At 30.5% G+C, this 15411-nt stretch carries 16 protein-coding genes and 1 tRNA gene; 15 read left to right on the top strand and 2 right to left on the bottom strand.

Features of this window, described 5'->3' with window-relative positions:
• Nucleotides 1–87: 87 nt before the first annotated feature.
• The 4 genes from D0T56_RS06595 to D0T56_RS06580 all read left to right on the top strand — a co-directional run bounded on the left by D0T56_RS06595 (nucleotide 88) and on the right by D0T56_RS06580 (nucleotide 6040).
• A complete protein-coding gene (locus tag D0T56_RS06595; RefSeq protein ID WP_163319344.1) occupies nucleotides 88–1023 on the top strand; it encodes a hypothetical protein in 936 nt (311 codons plus the stop codon).
• A gap of 181 nt (nucleotides 1024–1204) precedes the next feature.
• Entirely contained in the window at nucleotides 1205–1771 is a 567-nt protein-coding gene (locus D0T56_RS06590) for a hypothetical protein (RefSeq protein WP_163319343.1), read from the top strand.
• A gap of 116 nt (nucleotides 1772–1887) precedes the next feature.
• Nucleotides 1888–3729 carry a hypothetical protein gene (locus tag D0T56_RS06585; RefSeq protein ID WP_163319342.1) on the top strand — a complete coding sequence of 614 codons (1842 nt, stop codon included), beginning with the start codon at nucleotides 1888–1890 and terminating at the stop codon, nucleotides 3727–3729.
• 196 nt (nucleotides 3730–3925) lie between these two features.
• On the top strand, nucleotides 3926–6040 hold the full coding sequence (locus D0T56_RS06580) for a WG repeat-containing protein (protein WP_163319341.1): 2115 nt from the start codon (nucleotides 3926–3928) through the stop codon (nucleotides 6038–6040).
• Nucleotides 6041–6078: 38 nt separating this feature from the next.
• On the opposite strand, the gene D0T56_RS06575 is transcribed toward D0T56_RS06580, so the two are convergent.
• Together D0T56_RS06575 and D0T56_RS06570 are read right to left on the bottom strand one after the other, a co-directional pair.
• On the bottom strand, nucleotides 6079–6933 hold the full coding sequence (locus tag D0T56_RS06575; RefSeq protein ID WP_221412337.1) for a reverse transcriptase family protein: 855 nt from the start codon (nucleotides 6931–6933) through the stop codon (nucleotides 6079–6081).
• The gene (locus D0T56_RS06570; RefSeq protein WP_163319339.1) at nucleotides 6914–7258 is read right to left on the bottom strand and encodes a helix-turn-helix domain-containing protein; all 345 of its coding nucleotides are present in this window, start codon (nucleotides 7256–7258) and stop codon (nucleotides 6914–6916) included. The genes D0T56_RS06575 and D0T56_RS06570 overlap by 20 nt, the downstream gene beginning before the upstream one ends.
• Nucleotides 7259–8439: 1181 nt before the next feature.
• Between D0T56_RS06570 and D0T56_RS06565 the strand changes: the two genes are divergently transcribed.
• The 11 genes from D0T56_RS06565 to D0T56_RS06515 all read left to right on the top strand — a co-directional run bounded on the left by D0T56_RS06565 (nucleotide 8440) and on the right by D0T56_RS06515 (nucleotide 15405).
• The gene (locus D0T56_RS06565; RefSeq protein WP_163319338.1) at nucleotides 8440–8892 is read left to right on the top strand and encodes a RadC family protein; all 453 of its coding nucleotides are present in this window, start codon (nucleotides 8440–8442) and stop codon (nucleotides 8890–8892) included.
• A 162-nt stretch (nucleotides 8893–9054) separates the two neighbouring features.
• Nucleotides 9055–9720 (top strand): recombinase family protein, encoded by a 666-nt coding sequence (locus D0T56_RS06560; RefSeq protein ID WP_163319337.1) that lies wholly within the window; start codon nucleotides 9055–9057, stop codon nucleotides 9718–9720.
• A gap of 364 nt (nucleotides 9721–10084) precedes the next feature.
• Nucleotides 10085–10465, top strand: coding sequence for a hypothetical protein (locus D0T56_RS06555; protein WP_163319336.1), 381 nt, complete (start codon nucleotides 10085–10087; stop codon nucleotides 10463–10465).
• 124 nt (nucleotides 10466–10589) lie between these two features.
• On the top strand, nucleotides 10590–11249 hold the full coding sequence (locus tag D0T56_RS06550; RefSeq protein WP_163319335.1) for a hypothetical protein: 660 nt from the start codon (nucleotides 10590–10592) through the stop codon (nucleotides 11247–11249).
• A 9-nt stretch (nucleotides 11250–11258) separates the two neighbouring features.
• Complete coding sequence (locus D0T56_RS06545) at nucleotides 11259–11657, top strand: hypothetical protein (RefSeq protein WP_163319334.1); 399 nt, start codon at nucleotides 11259–11261, stop codon at nucleotides 11655–11657.
• Between the two features lie 109 nt (nucleotides 11658–11766).
• Nucleotides 11767–12723, top strand: a complete 957-nt coding sequence (locus tag D0T56_RS06540) for a leucine-rich repeat domain-containing protein (RefSeq protein WP_163319333.1) — start codon at nucleotides 11767–11769, stop codon at nucleotides 12721–12723.
• A gap of 13 nt (nucleotides 12724–12736) precedes the next feature.
• Nucleotides 12737–13462, top strand: coding sequence for a hypothetical protein (locus tag D0T56_RS06535; protein WP_163319332.1), 726 nt, complete (start codon nucleotides 12737–12739; stop codon nucleotides 13460–13462).
• Between the two features lie 2 nt (nucleotides 13463–13464).
• The gene (locus tag D0T56_RS06530) at nucleotides 13465–14130 is read left to right on the top strand and encodes a hypothetical protein (RefSeq protein WP_163319331.1); all 666 of its coding nucleotides are present in this window, start codon (nucleotides 13465–13467) and stop codon (nucleotides 14128–14130) included.
• A gap of 193 nt (nucleotides 14131–14323) precedes the next feature.
• Nucleotides 14324–14397 (top strand) — tRNA-Met (locus tag D0T56_RS06525).
• A 136-nt stretch (nucleotides 14398–14533) separates the two neighbouring features.
• Nucleotides 14534–14854 carry a helix-turn-helix transcriptional regulator gene (locus tag D0T56_RS06520; RefSeq protein ID WP_163319330.1) on the top strand — a complete coding sequence of 107 codons (321 nt, stop codon included), beginning with the start codon at nucleotides 14534–14536 and terminating at the stop codon, nucleotides 14852–14854.
• 317 nt (nucleotides 14855–15171) lie between these two features.
• Complete coding sequence (locus tag D0T56_RS06515) at nucleotides 15172–15405, top strand: thioredoxin family protein (RefSeq protein WP_163319329.1); 234 nt, start codon at nucleotides 15172–15174, stop codon at nucleotides 15403–15405.
• Nucleotides 15406–15411: the final 6 nt, after the last annotated feature.

Here is a 15411-nt window from a genome sequence, read left to right as displayed (position 1 = left end):
AGCGGTCTTTTTCGTATTTTTGAAGAAAATCCTATTACCATGTACATTCACATAAACTCTGAATATCTGCAACTAGCAGAGCCATTAATGGCAAAATACTATGATTTTCATTCTACTATGTTTATTGATGAAATAAAACATTGTGTTGAAAATAGCGGAATTGAATACAAGAAAATAAAAAACGGTATTCTGACAGTTGATTATGAACAATCATTCAGAGAAAATAAAAACTTGACTTTTATAACAACCACTCCAACTGACAAATCAATGTCCGAACAATTCGGTAATTATTTTATATTTCTAGATGATGATTCAGAGGAAGAAGAAGTTATTACCGATGATGATATTGTATATCTGTGCCTGACTTATATGTCTTATGCTTATCACAAAGAAAATACAGGATTATTTAAACAATCTTTTATCATTGATGCTTTAGACATTGAATATGAAAGTGTCTTACATAATCGTATTTATCCAGAAATATTATCCCTCTATAAAATCATTCTAGAATCAAAAACTAAGAAACACAGAGGTTCAAAAGTAACCCTAACTTACAAACAAGATAAAATAGATATTAATTCTTGTGCTTGGTTTCTAGATGATATGGAAAAGTTATTTAAAGAACGTTTCCCAGACTTGAATCTAGAAAAGATAAATCAACTATTACCAGATAATAAAGGTAAAGCAGGGCGAAAATTCAACAACCGAATAACTAATAATCTGATTTGGGGAACTTATCAATTACTCTATAACCATCATTCTAGATTTAAAAACTCCAAAACACGCATAAGCGAAGAAATTTGCCAATTCATTATTGATTATCTGGACTACCTAAATATTCCGCATGATTTGATTCTAGTCAATGTTAGGGATTGGTTAAAAGATATGCTAAAGCGAGGTTATACCCCTCAATGGGATTTACCTTGGCGCAACGCTTTTTCCAATATTCAAGAAAAACAGCCAGAAACCTTTGAGGAAAAATTAAATATGCCACTTCGCAGATACGACTTATCTAATTTATAAATAACAACTTACCCTTTCATTTCTTCCCACTTTGATATTTTGGGAGTAATTGAGCCTGTTTTTGGTTTTAATTACTCCCCAGACACGTTTTGCCTTTTCCTCACATTTGTAATGTCAAACGGTTGCGCAACTTACTTGACAAAGTAAAAATAAGTTCTCAAACAAATTAAATTTTAAAGTTATGTCAACAAAAGCAAACAAAAATCAAGTGAGTGAGAAAAACAGTATTAACGTATCAAACAATTCAAAAATGACAGAATCTATTTTAAAACTAAACATTGATTTTAACGAAGTAAAAGAAACGGTAAAAGTAGAAGAGATAAAGATAAGCAATCAACCTGCGTTAGAGAGATTTGCTAAACTTGCACAATCTGGATATTATTTCTTTTTACAACCTAGAACAAATAAGCAAGGTAAATCATATTTCTGGGTAAAAGCAACAAAACAAGGTACAGACAGAATCGAATTTTCTCTTCAAGTGAATGATGGAATTTTAAATGTGATCGTGGCTGTTTTAAGAGGAAAATCAGCTGACATTTCCGCAATCAATGCTAACGATTTGGAATCGTTTAATAAGCAAATGACAAACTTCGAGTATGTATTGTTTATAAATGAGAAGTCACAAGGCAAAACAATGAATATGACTTACACAACTAACGGTCAGATGTTCTCTAGCTACTACAAACGTGGTGTTATAATCTACAAACCATATTTGAATCCAGAACTTAAAGCGTATGTAAACGCTTAACAACTAACTCAAAGGGCAGGTAATTCTGCCTGCCCTTTCTCCCTTTCAATTTTCAATCTAGACAAGATACATTTTATGTATCTAGCCATTCTTACACCCAATTAAAAGATAAAATTATGAGCAAAAATAAATTACATTTCGATTTATCTACAGAACCCAAAACAATCAGCAAAGGACAATTTTTAGAAGATATAATGAAAGAAATTCCAACGAATACGATTCTAGCAAAGACAATACCCGGAGTGGGTGCAACTACTCTAGAAATCAAATCAAAGCGTCATTCTATCATTATTGAGCCGAATGTTCCTGTTATCAAAGGGAAAATGAAAAAACACAAGCAAGATAATCTATTCGGAGTATATGAAAGTATATCTACTAATAATATAATTGACTATCTGGATAGACCTCTGGAAAAAGGACAATACAAAAAGATTATGACAACTCCCGAAAGTTTTATTAAAGTCATGCGAGCAATGTTATTACTAGAGATTGATTGCTATAAAGATTATATGCTGCTTTTTGATGAGTGTGACAAAATTATTAAAGATATTGATTATCGTAATGGCATCGCATTACCGATTGAAGATTTTTTCCTCTTTGAAAACAAGGCTTTTGTTTCGGCAACTCCAATATTACCTAGCGATCCCCGATTTGAACAACAAGATTTTCAAGTTATCAAAATTGTACCCGATTATGATTATACCCAGAAGATGCAATTAGTAACCACTAATAATGTTGTGGCAATATTCAGAGAAATATTGACTAGATGTGAAAATAAAGACCATATTTGTATTTTCTTGAACTCAACAGATACAATTCTGGCAATTATAAAAAAATTCAATCTAGAAAGTTGTTCCAAAGTATTTTGTTCGCAAGACAGTGTTGATAAATTAGAAAAATTAGGCTATTCAGATGCTTATTCAAATTTACAGTTTGACAGTAACAATAATGTAAAACTAGAACAATACACCTTTTTTACTAGTAGATTCTTTTCAGCGGTGGATATTGATTTAAGCACAAAACCGACAGTTATAATTATTTCTGATTTATTCTATGCAAAACATTCCATGATTGACCCACACACAGAATCAGTGCAAATAATAGGACGTTTCAGAAATGGTACAGGTGGAATAATCCATGTTTCTAATACTAATTCATATTTATCTCATAAAACCCCAGAACAATTAGAAAATTATCTGGCTGGTTGCCACGAAATATATTTACAAATCAAACAGCTATTCAAAACGGCAACAAACGAGGGAGTAAGAGAAACATTAAGAGAAGCATTAGAGCGGATTACTTACGCTAAATATATTGATAGCGAGGGAAATAAAAATCATTTTGCCATTGATAACTACTTTGACGAAGAAAGAGTAAAAAGTTATTACATATATCCCTCTAGATTAAAACAAGCCTATGAGATTTCCGAACATTTCACTGTGAAATATCAATATTATCCGTTGCCTCTAGGCGATGAAGACCGTTTGAAAATAAGCAGAGCCGATAATAAAAAAGAAAGACGCTTAGCGATTATCGAACAACTTGATTTGCTTAACGGAGAAGAAGATGTTTATGACGAGCCATTATTTAAGGAATTTCGAGATTCATTACACAGAGAAGATAGCTTGATAGTTGAAGTTTACGAGGAATTAGGAGAAGATTACACAAAAGATAATCTAATGAAAGACAAGAAAATGAATCTAGACTTAATTATACATCGAAGCAAAAACGGGAAAGACCGATTTCCGATTATGACTTCTGTATATGCTGTTTTTCAAGAGGGTGGAAGATACCCAGTCAATTATATAAAGAAAGAACTAAGACAAATCTATGCTTCTTACGGTGACAATAGCCCATATACAGCAAGAAAAATAGAAGAGTTCTTTAGAATAACCAATTACGGTATTAAGGTAAGTGGGCAACGAGGATATTTGTTAGGAAAGAAACGTTTTTCATAATATTTTCTAGATAGGACATTTTTTAGAATTTATTGGTTATATACCCCCAAAACAGAAAATGTCCTACTTTATACAAAAATAGAGTTGATATACCTCTAATCTCAATTTTTTATACTTTGGGATTAGAGGTTAGTTGTGTTTTGGTTTTTATATGTATTTTTGCTTTAATATTTTCATTTTGATATAATTAAAAGCTATGAACTTCTATTGTATTGACCCAACTGTTATTAATATAAATTCTTGGGATGCTTTATTGACAGCACTAGATATTAAAGCAATCATTGATTTGAACATATATCAATCCGATACAATCAATCCATTTACTTGTTACAACAAGGTATTTAATAAAATAGAAACAAAATATTGCTTAGATGATTATCGTCCTGATAGTTTAGACACACTTACCCCAGAAGAAAGAGGAAAATGTTATAAAAAGGCTATAAGAACAATTTTTTCTCCTTTTGTTGATCTAGTTATTGAAAAATATCAAAATGTAAATTCTCCACAAACAAAAGAAAACTGGAATATATTAGTTCTTATCAAGAATACTAAAACTATTGAAAATACTATTAAATATACTGCCGAACATTTTTTCAACCGTTTAGGTAGAAAATGCGATTGGGGGAGAAAGTTTAACTATAAACAAATCAGAGAATATATCGACTTTTATATATTACATTTTAAGTACCGATCAAATTTCAGATATTCACATCAGCAGCAGTGTTTTTTCTACCAACGTAGATATATTAATGACAAGCATCCTAATACAGAGAAATTCAAAACAATAGATGATCTATTCAAATTCATACAAGATGAGTTTCAAATTTCAGAAATAAATTTTTATGCTAATCCGAAAATATGTGAATGGCTTACAAATGTAGATCATGATTATGGTTTTAATTTTGAAGATGAATTTGGATTTCCCGAAAGATATTATCCTAAATCAAAAGAAGATGATAAAATATTTGATTATTTCATTCTAGATGATTCAAAACCAGATTTAAAGAAATATACTGAGAAGGAAAGTTTTAATAAAAAACTTTTTGTTATAGATTCAAATGAAAAATATGGCTTTATTGACAAAACGGGTAAAGAAGTAATCCCTTGTATATATGATTTTGCTCAACCTTTTTCAGAAGGGATGGCTATTGTAAAAAGAGATGATAAATATGGTTTTATAAATACAAAGGGAAGAGGAGTTATTCCATGTAAATACGATTACGTTGAATCTTTCAAGAATGGATTAGCAATAGTTGGTAGAAAAGTCTATACTGGTACTATACGTACAGCATATTATTATTGGAATTATGGCTGTATTTCAAGAGAAGGAGAAGAAATCTGTGATGGTTTTGACAGTATTTATCCTTTTTCAGAAGGTTTAGCATTAGTGGGTAAAAATGGAAAATTGGGTTATATAGATGAAACAGGGAAAATCATTATTCCTTTACAATATGAATTTGCAGGAGCTTTTTCAGAAGGTTTAGCTTTAGTTGTGAAAGATTCTAAAATAGGCTATATTGATAAAACTGAAACTTTGATTATTCCCAATATTTACGACCCCATAAAAATCGGGGTATCTACTCATATCCCCATAATATATGATGCCCCTATAAGAACAGAGATTCCTCAAGGACGAGAGAAGATGAAGTTAAAATTTATTCTTAGAAGATCTTTTCAAGATGGAATAGCTATTGTTGTTTTAAATAAAAAAGTTGGATGTATTGATAAAAATGGACAGGAAGTTATCCCTATTGTTTATGATAGAATTTCTCGACAACTTGCAGATGGAATATTTATAGTTGGATTGAATGGTAAGTATGGGATTTTGAACTGCAAAAAGAAAAACATAGAGGTTTCATTTATCTATGAAAGTGTACAGCTTGGGGATGGGGTGTTTTTTGCAAAACAAAATGGGAAATATGGTCTAATAGATAAAGAAGGCAATAATTTAAGTCCTTTTATATATGCTGAAACTAGATTCTATACCAAAGACTTATTCATTGTTTCTGTCAACAATAAATGGGGGATTTTAAATATAAAAGGAGAAGAAATAACGTCTTGTATTTATGACTCAATAGAGTGTTTAAGCAAAGACGAAGATTCATCAATTGTTAGATTAAAATATAAATACGGTTTTATAGATGCTATGGGAAAAGAAATAATCCCTTGTGTATATGAATCGGTTAGAAACTTTTCCGAAGGAATAGCAGATGTAAAATTGAATGACAAATGGAGTTTTATTGACAAAAAAGGGAATAGTTATTCCTCAAAGAGAGAAGCTGTAATGGCAATTCACAGTAGAGTTAGCTAAAAAATATGAGGATTTTATAAGGCAAAAGTCCCGGACATTTATTTTTTCTTTTGTTTGCTAATTTTTTTAATGTTGTTGTTGTAATTAGTATATGGTTTCAAAAAATTATCTGGCAATTGTTTTTCTTCTTCAACTTTTTTAAGAATTTTCTCTGGAGCAGTTATTTTATTCAAAAGAGGAATTATTCCTGTAACTGTTTGTTTGCCTTCATAAATTGTTTTTCTCCAACTTATTTTTAATTTCGAGGCTTTTATAATATCAATAATATCTTTAATAGAATTTTGAAAATCAAAGGGGGCAGAAAAGGTTAAGTCATCGATATACCTTGTATATGTTATTTGGCGTTCATTACAAAGTTCTATTAGCTCTAAATCAGTTTTTAAGAAAATAATATTTGAAATATCTGTACTTGTTGGTGTTCCTTGTGGCAACTCTTTTTTCCATGTTGTAAATCTTGTCAGATAAAATGAACTTTGTTTATTAAAGCCCAAATCAATAAAAGTATTGTAAACTGTTTTATGGCTTACAGATGGATAAAAGTCCTTTAAATCAGTAGTAAGAATGTATTTTTTTCCTTGATGTGATTTAGCATTAGTTATGTTACTATGCTTTTTTCTCCCACCGTGAACATTTGTTGGTAACTCAATTTTTGACAAAATCAATTCTCTAGTTTTTCGTTGAACCAAATTTAATTTTGCTTTTGATGGTCTAATTGTTCTTTTCTTAATGGTGCCATCCTTGTATGTCTTTGGAAAATTTGTTTTTTTGTCAAATTTGATTTCATCCCATTCTCTATACTGATTGTCAATAAACTTGATTAATTCTTTTAATTCAACTTCCTCAAAGCCGATTACACTTGGAAAATGAATTTTGCTAAACATTGAAGAAGTCATTTATCAATGTTCTTACTGATGGATTTAATTCTTCAAATGCTTTTCTTTTTTCTGGCACAATATCTTCTTCTGTGAGGGAAAGAAAAAAAAGGATAGGCAATGGAAGGTCTAGTTTTTTACTTATTTCTTTTAAGGTTGACAAATTTGGTTCTTTGCTATTATTTTCTATTTGAGATAAATATGTTTGAGTAATACCACAACTAGAGGCAAACTCTTGTTGAGTTTGACTTCGTTGTTTTCTCATCTTTTTTATGATTGTTCCTAAATTCATATTAAAAAAATTAAAGGGTGTCAGAGAAATGTTTGGATGTAAATGTGTTTTCATAATTTGCAGCTATTTAGTTAAAAACTTAAAAATGAGTTCAACAATATTCACTATTTCTAGTTGATAATGTTTATTAGTCAAACCTTTTTTTATTTTCAATCTATTTAATTTAGCTATCGCCTCATTTAATAAATGAACATCCATCTCTGAAAGAGAACACTGGTTCTTTGCAATGGATTGCAATATTTCTATCAATCCATTGATGTTTTGAAGTCTTTGTAATCTAGACATAATAATTGAATTTAATTGTTTGTTAATAAAATCACTTGTTCCTGCTTCATTAATTACCAAGCAATTTATTCATTAAATTCTCTTAGAATAGGAAAATATCCTAAGTGCGTAGACAATGTTCTCTATACACCTCTTTAAAATTCCTGCTTCATTAATAATATTGAAGCATATCAAGTCAAAAGTCAATAATAATGTATTACTAATCAATACAATGATGCATATTTACGCATCACGACTTCATGCTTTTGACCCGAAACCCCTTTTAGGGTGTTTAATTTTAATTAAACAATAAGTGAAATTCTCCACCTAGTTATTTCCTTTCAAAACACATTTCAAAGAACTATGGTGCAAATATATAAAATATTACTGACAGTTAATAAAAATATCCATAAATTTTAAAAAAAATATTCAATTAGATTTTACATGAGACTTTAGAAACTTTCAATGCGGTCAAGAATAACTCAAAATATCAATCAAAAATTATCCTTTACTAGATAAAAATGATTCTTAAATCTCTTATTATTTTCTGCTATCCTCTTTCTAAGGAAAAGTCAAATAAGGAATAAAAATAGGAAAACATGAGATACATTCACAATTATAACCCTATCCTCAAAAAATACCCCCTTCCCATAAATTAAAAGTAAAGAATCATATATAAATGGCGGCTTAGATAGATAAATATCCCCTCCTACCTCTGACTAAGGAAAAATAAATCCTTCACGCAAAAAATATTTAAGAATCGGTTTAGAAAAAGACAGAGGGAAATTTAGGTATTTTTTGTTCTCTGAAAAAACTGTCTTAAAACCTTAATAATATCAACTCTTTTCTAGAATAAGAAGCAAGAAAAGTCAATTAAAAGAAAGAATTAATCAGAAATAAAACAAAATTATAAATACAAGCGAAAGCCATTCCACCAACGGAGTGGCTTTTGTCATTTAAAACATATCATAATGGAAAATCTATTTACCGTAAATGAAGTAAAATTGTCGTATAAGACAAAACAAAAGGCATCTGAACGCCCGAAAGTATTATCTAGCGAAAGTGTGTACAAATTACTATTGAATTGCTTTGATGCTGATACAATAGAGTTTAGAGAATATTTCAAAGTATTGTTACTAAACCGAGCAAATCAAGTTTTAGGCGTGTTCAATATTTCAGAGGGCGGAATATCTGAAACCGTTGTCGATATTCGTTTGATACTTCAAAGTGCGATATTAAGCAATGCGAGCGGAATTGTATTAAGCCACAACCACCCTAGCGGAAACCTCAACCCTAGTCAAAGCGATGATAATATGACTAGGAAAGTAATAGAAGCGTGTAAAATAATGGATATATCGTTACTAGACCATGTTATTATCACTTCCGAATCATATTACAGTTATGCGGATGAAGGTAAATTATAAATAAATCCCTGTCTTAGAAAATCGCCAAAATTCTATTGAGGGAATGACAAATGCCTATGCTTTATTAGTATGGGCTTTGTCATTTTTAGTCAATTAATCAATAGTGGCATTTTAATAACGTTCGTTATTGTTATGCTACTTTTTACTAGTAAAGAAAAAGTTATGAAATATGTTATTTATTACAGAGTTTCAACCAAGAAACAAGGTGCAAGCGGTCTAGGATTGGAAGCACAAAAGACCATTGTAGAAAACTACATTAAGAATAGTATTGTCATTGCGGAATTTACCGAAATAGAAACAGGGAAAAGCGCAAACAGACCACAATTAAACAAGGCTCTAGAATGTTGCAAAATCAATAATGCTACTTTACTAGTTGCAAAGTTAGATAGGCTTGCAAGGAACTTAAATTTTATTACTTCTTTACAAGCATCAAATATTGATTTTGTTTGCTGTGATATGCCGACTGCAAACCGTTTAACAATTCATATTATTAGTGCTATTGCTGAAAATGAAGCCTTACTAATCAGCCAACGAACAAAACAGGCTCTGGCAGAGAAAAAGAAACAAGGCGTAAAGTTAGGCAATCCAAAAAATAACGGTTTAACCCTAGAGAATATTTCAAAAGGTTGTGCAACGAGAAAAGAAAATGCTTTGTCGAATGAAGCCAATAAAAAAGCAAGTACGCTTATAACCATGATGCGAAAAGGTGGCTCTAAATGGAGCGAGATTGTAAAGCAATTGAATCAAAATGGATTCAGGACAAGGCGAGGTTGCAATTTCGATATAACAGCCGTTAAGAGGTTGTATAATAGATATGTTCTAGATTGAAAGTTTAAATTTTGAATTGCATTTATTAATTCAATGAATTTCGTACATTTGCAATAATTCCATTTGGCTAAAGAGTTAGTTAATGGAAGGACTTTTTATTTAAACGAAAGTGTTTAAGATATTATTCTTGTTTCAGAGAATCGCCAATTTTCCAATGTTACACGAGATTAATAGACAACTAACACTTGCGTTCTGTTTGTATATGATTGATTTATATATAAATAAGAGTGCAGGGCGTTGTTTATCCGTGTAACGAGTGTTTGGCGATACTCCTGAGACAGATTAGACTTAACGTTCCTGCACTTTCTTGTTTTATACAATTGTTTTTCAAGGGAACGGAAAGACAGAACTAATACAAACAGATATGAAGAAAAAAGTAATCATTCCTATTTTATTCTTATTTCTTTGCCTAGTAGTACAAGGGCAAAACGAAATTTTGTCAGAAGTAGTAACAGTCTCTGCAACTATGCAAACCGAATATCTTGGTCAAGTTTCAACACAGAAAGTTATGATTAAAATTGCAAAAGTGGGTAGTGCTCCAACAAGAAATGGTCTTTTATCATACCAAACACAAGCAAAAGATTGTGTAATAGCTTATCGAATAGTGCCAAAACAAACTTATTTTGGTCAATCTGCAACAAGATATACATATCTTTCTCCGTATGCTACTATTTATTATGATAGTAGAAATGATGTTTATTATGCACAAATAGGCGCATACAGTACAATCTATTTTAATCTGTGAAATCAATAGTAATAATCTGAGATTTATGAAAACAAAAATATATTTACTCGTCTTTATATCTTCCTTTTGTATTTCATGTAATAAGAATACTGAAATTCTCGAATCTTTGTCAAATTCTACTTTTATGAATGAAAACGGCAACACAATTTCATTTGGAATTTATAGTAAAGGAGATTCTGTTTACAAAGCGACATATTCCTATCCGCTTACTGTAAAAATATCTTATGATATAATTTATTCTACTTTCAGTAACCCTAAATTACAATTTAGAGAGAATGATTTTTTTAATTTGAATAGGACATCGAACTCGAATGAAATATATCCTGAGTTTGACATAGATAGTTTGGTTATAATTGACGAAAATACATTAAAAGCATTTGGTTTATTTGAGCAACTAGGAGAGCCCGTTATTTATAAAAGACAAACAAAAGAAGATATTGAAAGAGCCAAAGAACACGAAGCTATTGCAAAAAAAAGAGCAATTGAAGAACAAGAGTTGAAAATACAAAATATAAAAAATAATATAGCAAAGTATGTGTACATTAAAAAGGGCTCTTATCTGGGGACTGATACCCTCTTTAATGATACTGATTATACCATAGATGAAGTATCCTATAAGTATTTTTATGAAACGAAGACAGGATATATTAATGAAAATACTTATGGATCAATAGGAGTAACAAAAGAAACAAAGGAACATTATTTTCAAGCACACTCTAAAGTATCCGTTCCGCAAGGAAGTAAAATTATATCAATAAAAAGTCAAGCATTGGAAATCTATTAAAAAAGTAAAATGAAAAAATTAATCTTTATATTCATATTGTGTTCTATTTCAATAATGTCATATTCCCAAGATGCCTTAAGGCTTACAACAAAAAGTGTTTATGTTTATGATGACCAACGCTCTTATACATATAAAGTGTCTTTTTATCTTGATTCTGACGAAACGTTAGAAATTATAGCAGAGCGAAAAGATGATGATATAAATGGGGTATATAGTGTTGCTAGCAGTAAAAATACTTATGACAATGAACTAGGAAATATATTTCACTTTTTTGTTGAGAAAAAGCAAATAACAGGATTTGAACATATACCGCCAAAGCAGTATATTTTAACTATAACAAAAGAATATATAACTTTTACTCCTCGTAATAAAAACACTATCAATGAATTGTATTTATTTGAAAAATAGATTTATAAATAAAAAACCTACAAGAACAAATTAAATTTCAATAATAAAGAAAGATTTGATTTTGTCCTTTAATACGTAAATTATGAACATGGAAAACATAACGCAAAATATGAATAATAATGAATGGATAGACGAATACGGTGTAATATATAGTATTGATAAAAAAGTTCTGATAAAAGGAAATCCAGAATTGACAGAATATACCATAGCTAAAGAATGTGTATTCATTGAAAGTTATGCTTTTCTTAATTCAGAAAAATTATCATACATAACAATTCCAGAGGGTGTAACTTATATTGGAAAAGACGCATTTTGTCATTGTGTGGAATTAACAAATGTTGCAATTCCTAAAACAGTTACTTATATCGGTGTGTCTGCTTTTAGTAATTGCACTAGATTGAAAAAGTTCATAGTTTCAAATGAAAATTCGTATTATTCCACAATAGACGGAGTTCTTTTTAATAAAGAAAAAACCTTACTGATTGTGTACCCAAATGCGAAATCAAATAACTATGATATTCCAGATGGAGTAACAGATATTTGTGCAAGTGCTTTCTCTAATTGCTATAATCTAATAAATGTAACTCTTTCTGATACTGTTGTCTCAATTGGAGAAAGAGCCTTTTTTAGTTGTAAGAATTTAACAAATCTAGTTATTCCTAATAATGTTACAAGCATTGAAAACAACGCTTTTTTTTATTGTACAGGATTGACAAATATAGTTATTGGTAATGCTGTTAAATCAATTGGGACTAGTGCTTTTCAAAGTTGTATTGAGTTGATAAGTATTACAATCCCAAGCAATGTAATTTCGATTGGATGTAATGCCTTTGCCAATTGTACTGAATTGCTAAACGTTGATATTCAGACAGGAGTAATTGCTATTGGATGCTATGCTTTTGCTGATTGTGGCAAATTAGGGAATGTTACAATTCCCGAAAGTGTTCTTTCTATTGGATATGAAGCGTTTTCAAACTGTACGGAACTAACAGAACTAAAATTTTCAGATGAAGTTTTGATTGGTAATAGTCTTTGCGCCAACTGTATTAATGATTTACCTTTTTAATGAACAAAATAGAATGAAAATTCGAATCGGTATATTTATAATTATCCTTTGTTCTGCCTGTAATACTTCTAGCAAGAAAGAAAATAATAATTCTATGTTTGATTTATCCGATTGGAACAACGTAAAAGAAGTATTTAACCAATGGAGAAAACAGGAAATAAAGAAAGGTTATTTTGTTGAAAGTTGTTTAAGCAATGCAGAAGAATTTATAAATAAATATGGCGACAAATGGGAAACAGACAGTTTAAGATATGCTTTGCCTAATTTGTCAGAAAAGTTCAACTCTGATATTGATACCTGTATGGTGGATATAAATCTAGATGGAAAACAAGATGTTATTTTCAAAATAAATCCGATTGATTGTGTAAATGGAAATGGAGCATCTGCACACCCACCGTTATATATTTCGGTTATTTCTAGTAAAAATAGCTATATAATTGATAATACTTGTATTAGTAAAGTTGAAACGGCGATTAGAGATTATAGAAAGCAGTTATCTAATAGAGAATATCAATGGTTTCAGATTGATAGTATTAGAAATGACAAAGGAATTATTGTAATGTCTGGAAATTCAAGTATTTATCTGAATGATGATGCAAATTGCTGTCCTAGCATTGAACTTTCTTTTGTTGGCTATATTAATAAATCAATGAAAGGGCATATTAATATTGAAGCTATTAATACAAATCAATTTGATAATACAGAGAGTAAATTTAAAACGAAATTGGTAATTAAATAATTATGCAAGAAGAAAATAGGTCACTATATCAATATGTTATCCATTTGTTAATAGATGAAAGAGTACCATTCAATGATATTGTTAAGATATTAATTGATGAAAAATGTTTGAGCGAAAAGGAAGCCTTAAGTATTGTAAATGATGTTTTTAACCGAATAAAAGAGAGAGATAAAAAGAATGCGCAAAAGACAATGACAATAGGTGCTATAATTGGCTTGTTTGGAATACTTCTAGTACTTTTGGGAATTATATTCTCTCCTGAATTACTAAATAAGAAAAGAACCTTTTTTATATATGGTGGGGCTATTATTATAGGTGGGGTACAATTTTTCAGAGGATTGATTTTGTTTTCAGAAAACAAATCGCTTACAATAGAGAACTTTGTTATAAAGGGAACTAGTGAAACAGTTATTAATAGCCATACAGAAGAAAATAATATTGACGATTGCGAAATTGACGAACTAGATTCAGAACAAACATGGGAAGATATTGCAAAATGCAAAAATAATATTGTTCCACCACCGCACGGGAGTTTTGATTATTGTTGCCCTCAATGTGAAAATGAAGCAATATGGATTCATTACAAAAGTTCGGATTTGAAAAATGAGAATTATATGGCTATCTGTCCAAAGTGTGAAATACAACTTCATTCGCAGCCGATAAAATGAAAACAGCAAGTCTGAAATATGACTTATTGTTACTAGAATAAAGAGAATTAAAATAATTATTAACAAAACAATTTGTGTAAACCAACGTGTAAACCAAAGAAAAACACATTAGTAATAGGAGTGTAACTGTTTATTTGACAAATCATGTAACTACATGTGTAACAACACATTTTTGCACTCGCTAATAAGGCATGGCGGGATAGCTCAGATGGTTAGAGCGCATGATTCATAATCATGAGGTCCCGAGTTCAATTCTCGGTCCCGCTACTTGAAAAAAGCACTTGCAAATTTGATTTGTAGGTGCTTTTTTTATTGTTATATACCCCTTACATTTTATAAGTCATTCGTAATTTTGCGAATTGAAAATCTATTCGTATATTTACGAACTGAAAATAATAAAGCAATGCAAAAACAAGAACTTACAAAAGAACAGGAACAGATAGCGCGTTTTGCTAAAGCAATGGGGCATCCCATACGGGTTGCGATACTTCAGATGCTAGCCAATCAGACATGTTGTTTTCACGGGGATATGTCGGAGCTGCTACCTATTGCCAAAAGTACCTTATCTCAGCATTTAAACGAATTGAAAGATGCGGGATTAATACAGGGAGAGATTGTGCCTCCAACGGTTAAATACTGTATAAATAGAGAAAATTGGTCTTCGGTTGAAAAATTATTAGGTGGATTTATAGAAAGTGTCACCGCTTCAAAAACAGGCTGTTAATCGCTGTTTTTTTGCTTTATATATTCGTTGAATTACGAACTGCGAACAGGAAAATACAACTTTAAAACCCGTAGTGCATTTACGACTTTGATGTTAACTCATTTATTATAAGATTCATACCGGTTTTGTCATTTTGAACGAAGTGAAAAAACTGTGTGTTTTCAATTCAGATCCTTCGTTTTACTCAGAAACAACGTTCGAGGAGCGAAGGCGACTCAATGACAATGCAAATATGTATTATATTTCTGTTAGTTATCTTTTATTTTCTAAATGCACTACGGGTAAGTGTTTAGAAACAATTTTAATATATCAAGTGTATGGAAATTATCGTATTAGGTACAGGTTGTGCCAAATGTAAAACAACCTACGAAACAGTAAAGAAAGTGATTGAAGAAAACAATCTGGACATAAACCTCTCCAAACAGGAAGATATTATGGAAATCATGAAATATAATGTGATGACCTTGCCCGGAATTGTCGTAGATGGCGAAGTGAAGATCAAAGGCCATGTTCCTTCCGAAAGCGAAATCTGTAAGTTGTTAGGAATATAATAAAAC

Origin of the sequence: Dysgonomonas sp. 520 (assembly GCF_010501095.1) — a bacterium.
Taxonomy (GTDB): domain Bacteria; phylum Bacteroidota; class Bacteroidia; order Bacteroidales; family Dysgonomonadaceae; genus QVMP01.
Note: the sequence above shows the minus strand (reverse complement) of the source record. Positions and strands in the feature narration are given on the sequence as shown.

Coding starts and splice junctions, on each gene's coding strand:
- D0T56_RS06595 (WP_163319344.1), top strand. CDS start 88: ATGGCAAAATACTATGATTTTCATTCTACTATGTTTATTGATGAAATA.
- D0T56_RS06590 (WP_163319343.1), top strand. CDS start 1,205: ATGTCAACAAAAGCAAACAAAAATCAAGTGAGTGAGAAAAACAGTATT.
- D0T56_RS06585 (WP_163319342.1), top strand. CDS start 1,888: ATGAGCAAAAATAAATTACATTTCGATTTATCTACAGAACCCAAAACA.
- D0T56_RS06580 (WP_163319341.1), top strand. CDS start 3,926: ATGAACTTCTATTGTATTGACCCAACTGTTATTAATATAAATTCTTGG.
- D0T56_RS06575 (WP_221412337.1), bottom strand. CDS start 6,933: ATGACTTCTTCAATGTTTAGCAAAATTCATTTTCCAAGTGTAATCGGC.
- D0T56_RS06570 (WP_163319339.1), bottom strand. CDS start 7,258: ATGAAAACACATTTACATCCAAACATTTCTCTGACACCCTTTAATTTT.
- D0T56_RS06565 (WP_163319338.1), top strand. CDS start 8,440: ATGGAAAATCTATTTACCGTAAATGAAGTAAAATTGTCGTATAAGACA.
- D0T56_RS06560 (WP_163319337.1), top strand. CDS start 9,055: ATGAAATATGTTATTTATTACAGAGTTTCAACCAAGAAACAAGGTGCA.
- D0T56_RS06555 (WP_163319336.1), top strand. CDS start 10,085: ATGAAGAAAAAAGTAATCATTCCTATTTTATTCTTATTTCTTTGCCTA.
- D0T56_RS06550 (WP_163319335.1), top strand. CDS start 10,590: ATGAATGAAAACGGCAACACAATTTCATTTGGAATTTATAGTAAAGGA.
- D0T56_RS06545 (WP_163319334.1), top strand. CDS start 11,259: ATGAAAAAATTAATCTTTATATTCATATTGTGTTCTATTTCAATAATG.
- D0T56_RS06540 (WP_163319333.1), top strand. CDS start 11,767: ATGAATAATAATGAATGGATAGACGAATACGGTGTAATATATAGTATT.
- D0T56_RS06535 (WP_163319332.1), top strand. CDS start 12,737: ATGAAAATTCGAATCGGTATATTTATAATTATCCTTTGTTCTGCCTGT.
- D0T56_RS06530 (WP_163319331.1), top strand. CDS start 13,465: ATGCAAGAAGAAAATAGGTCACTATATCAATATGTTATCCATTTGTTA.
- D0T56_RS06520 (WP_163319330.1), top strand. CDS start 14,534: ATGCAAAAACAAGAACTTACAAAAGAACAGGAACAGATAGCGCGTTTT.
- D0T56_RS06515 (WP_163319329.1), top strand. CDS start 15,172: ATGGAAATTATCGTATTAGGTACAGGTTGTGCCAAATGTAAAACAACC.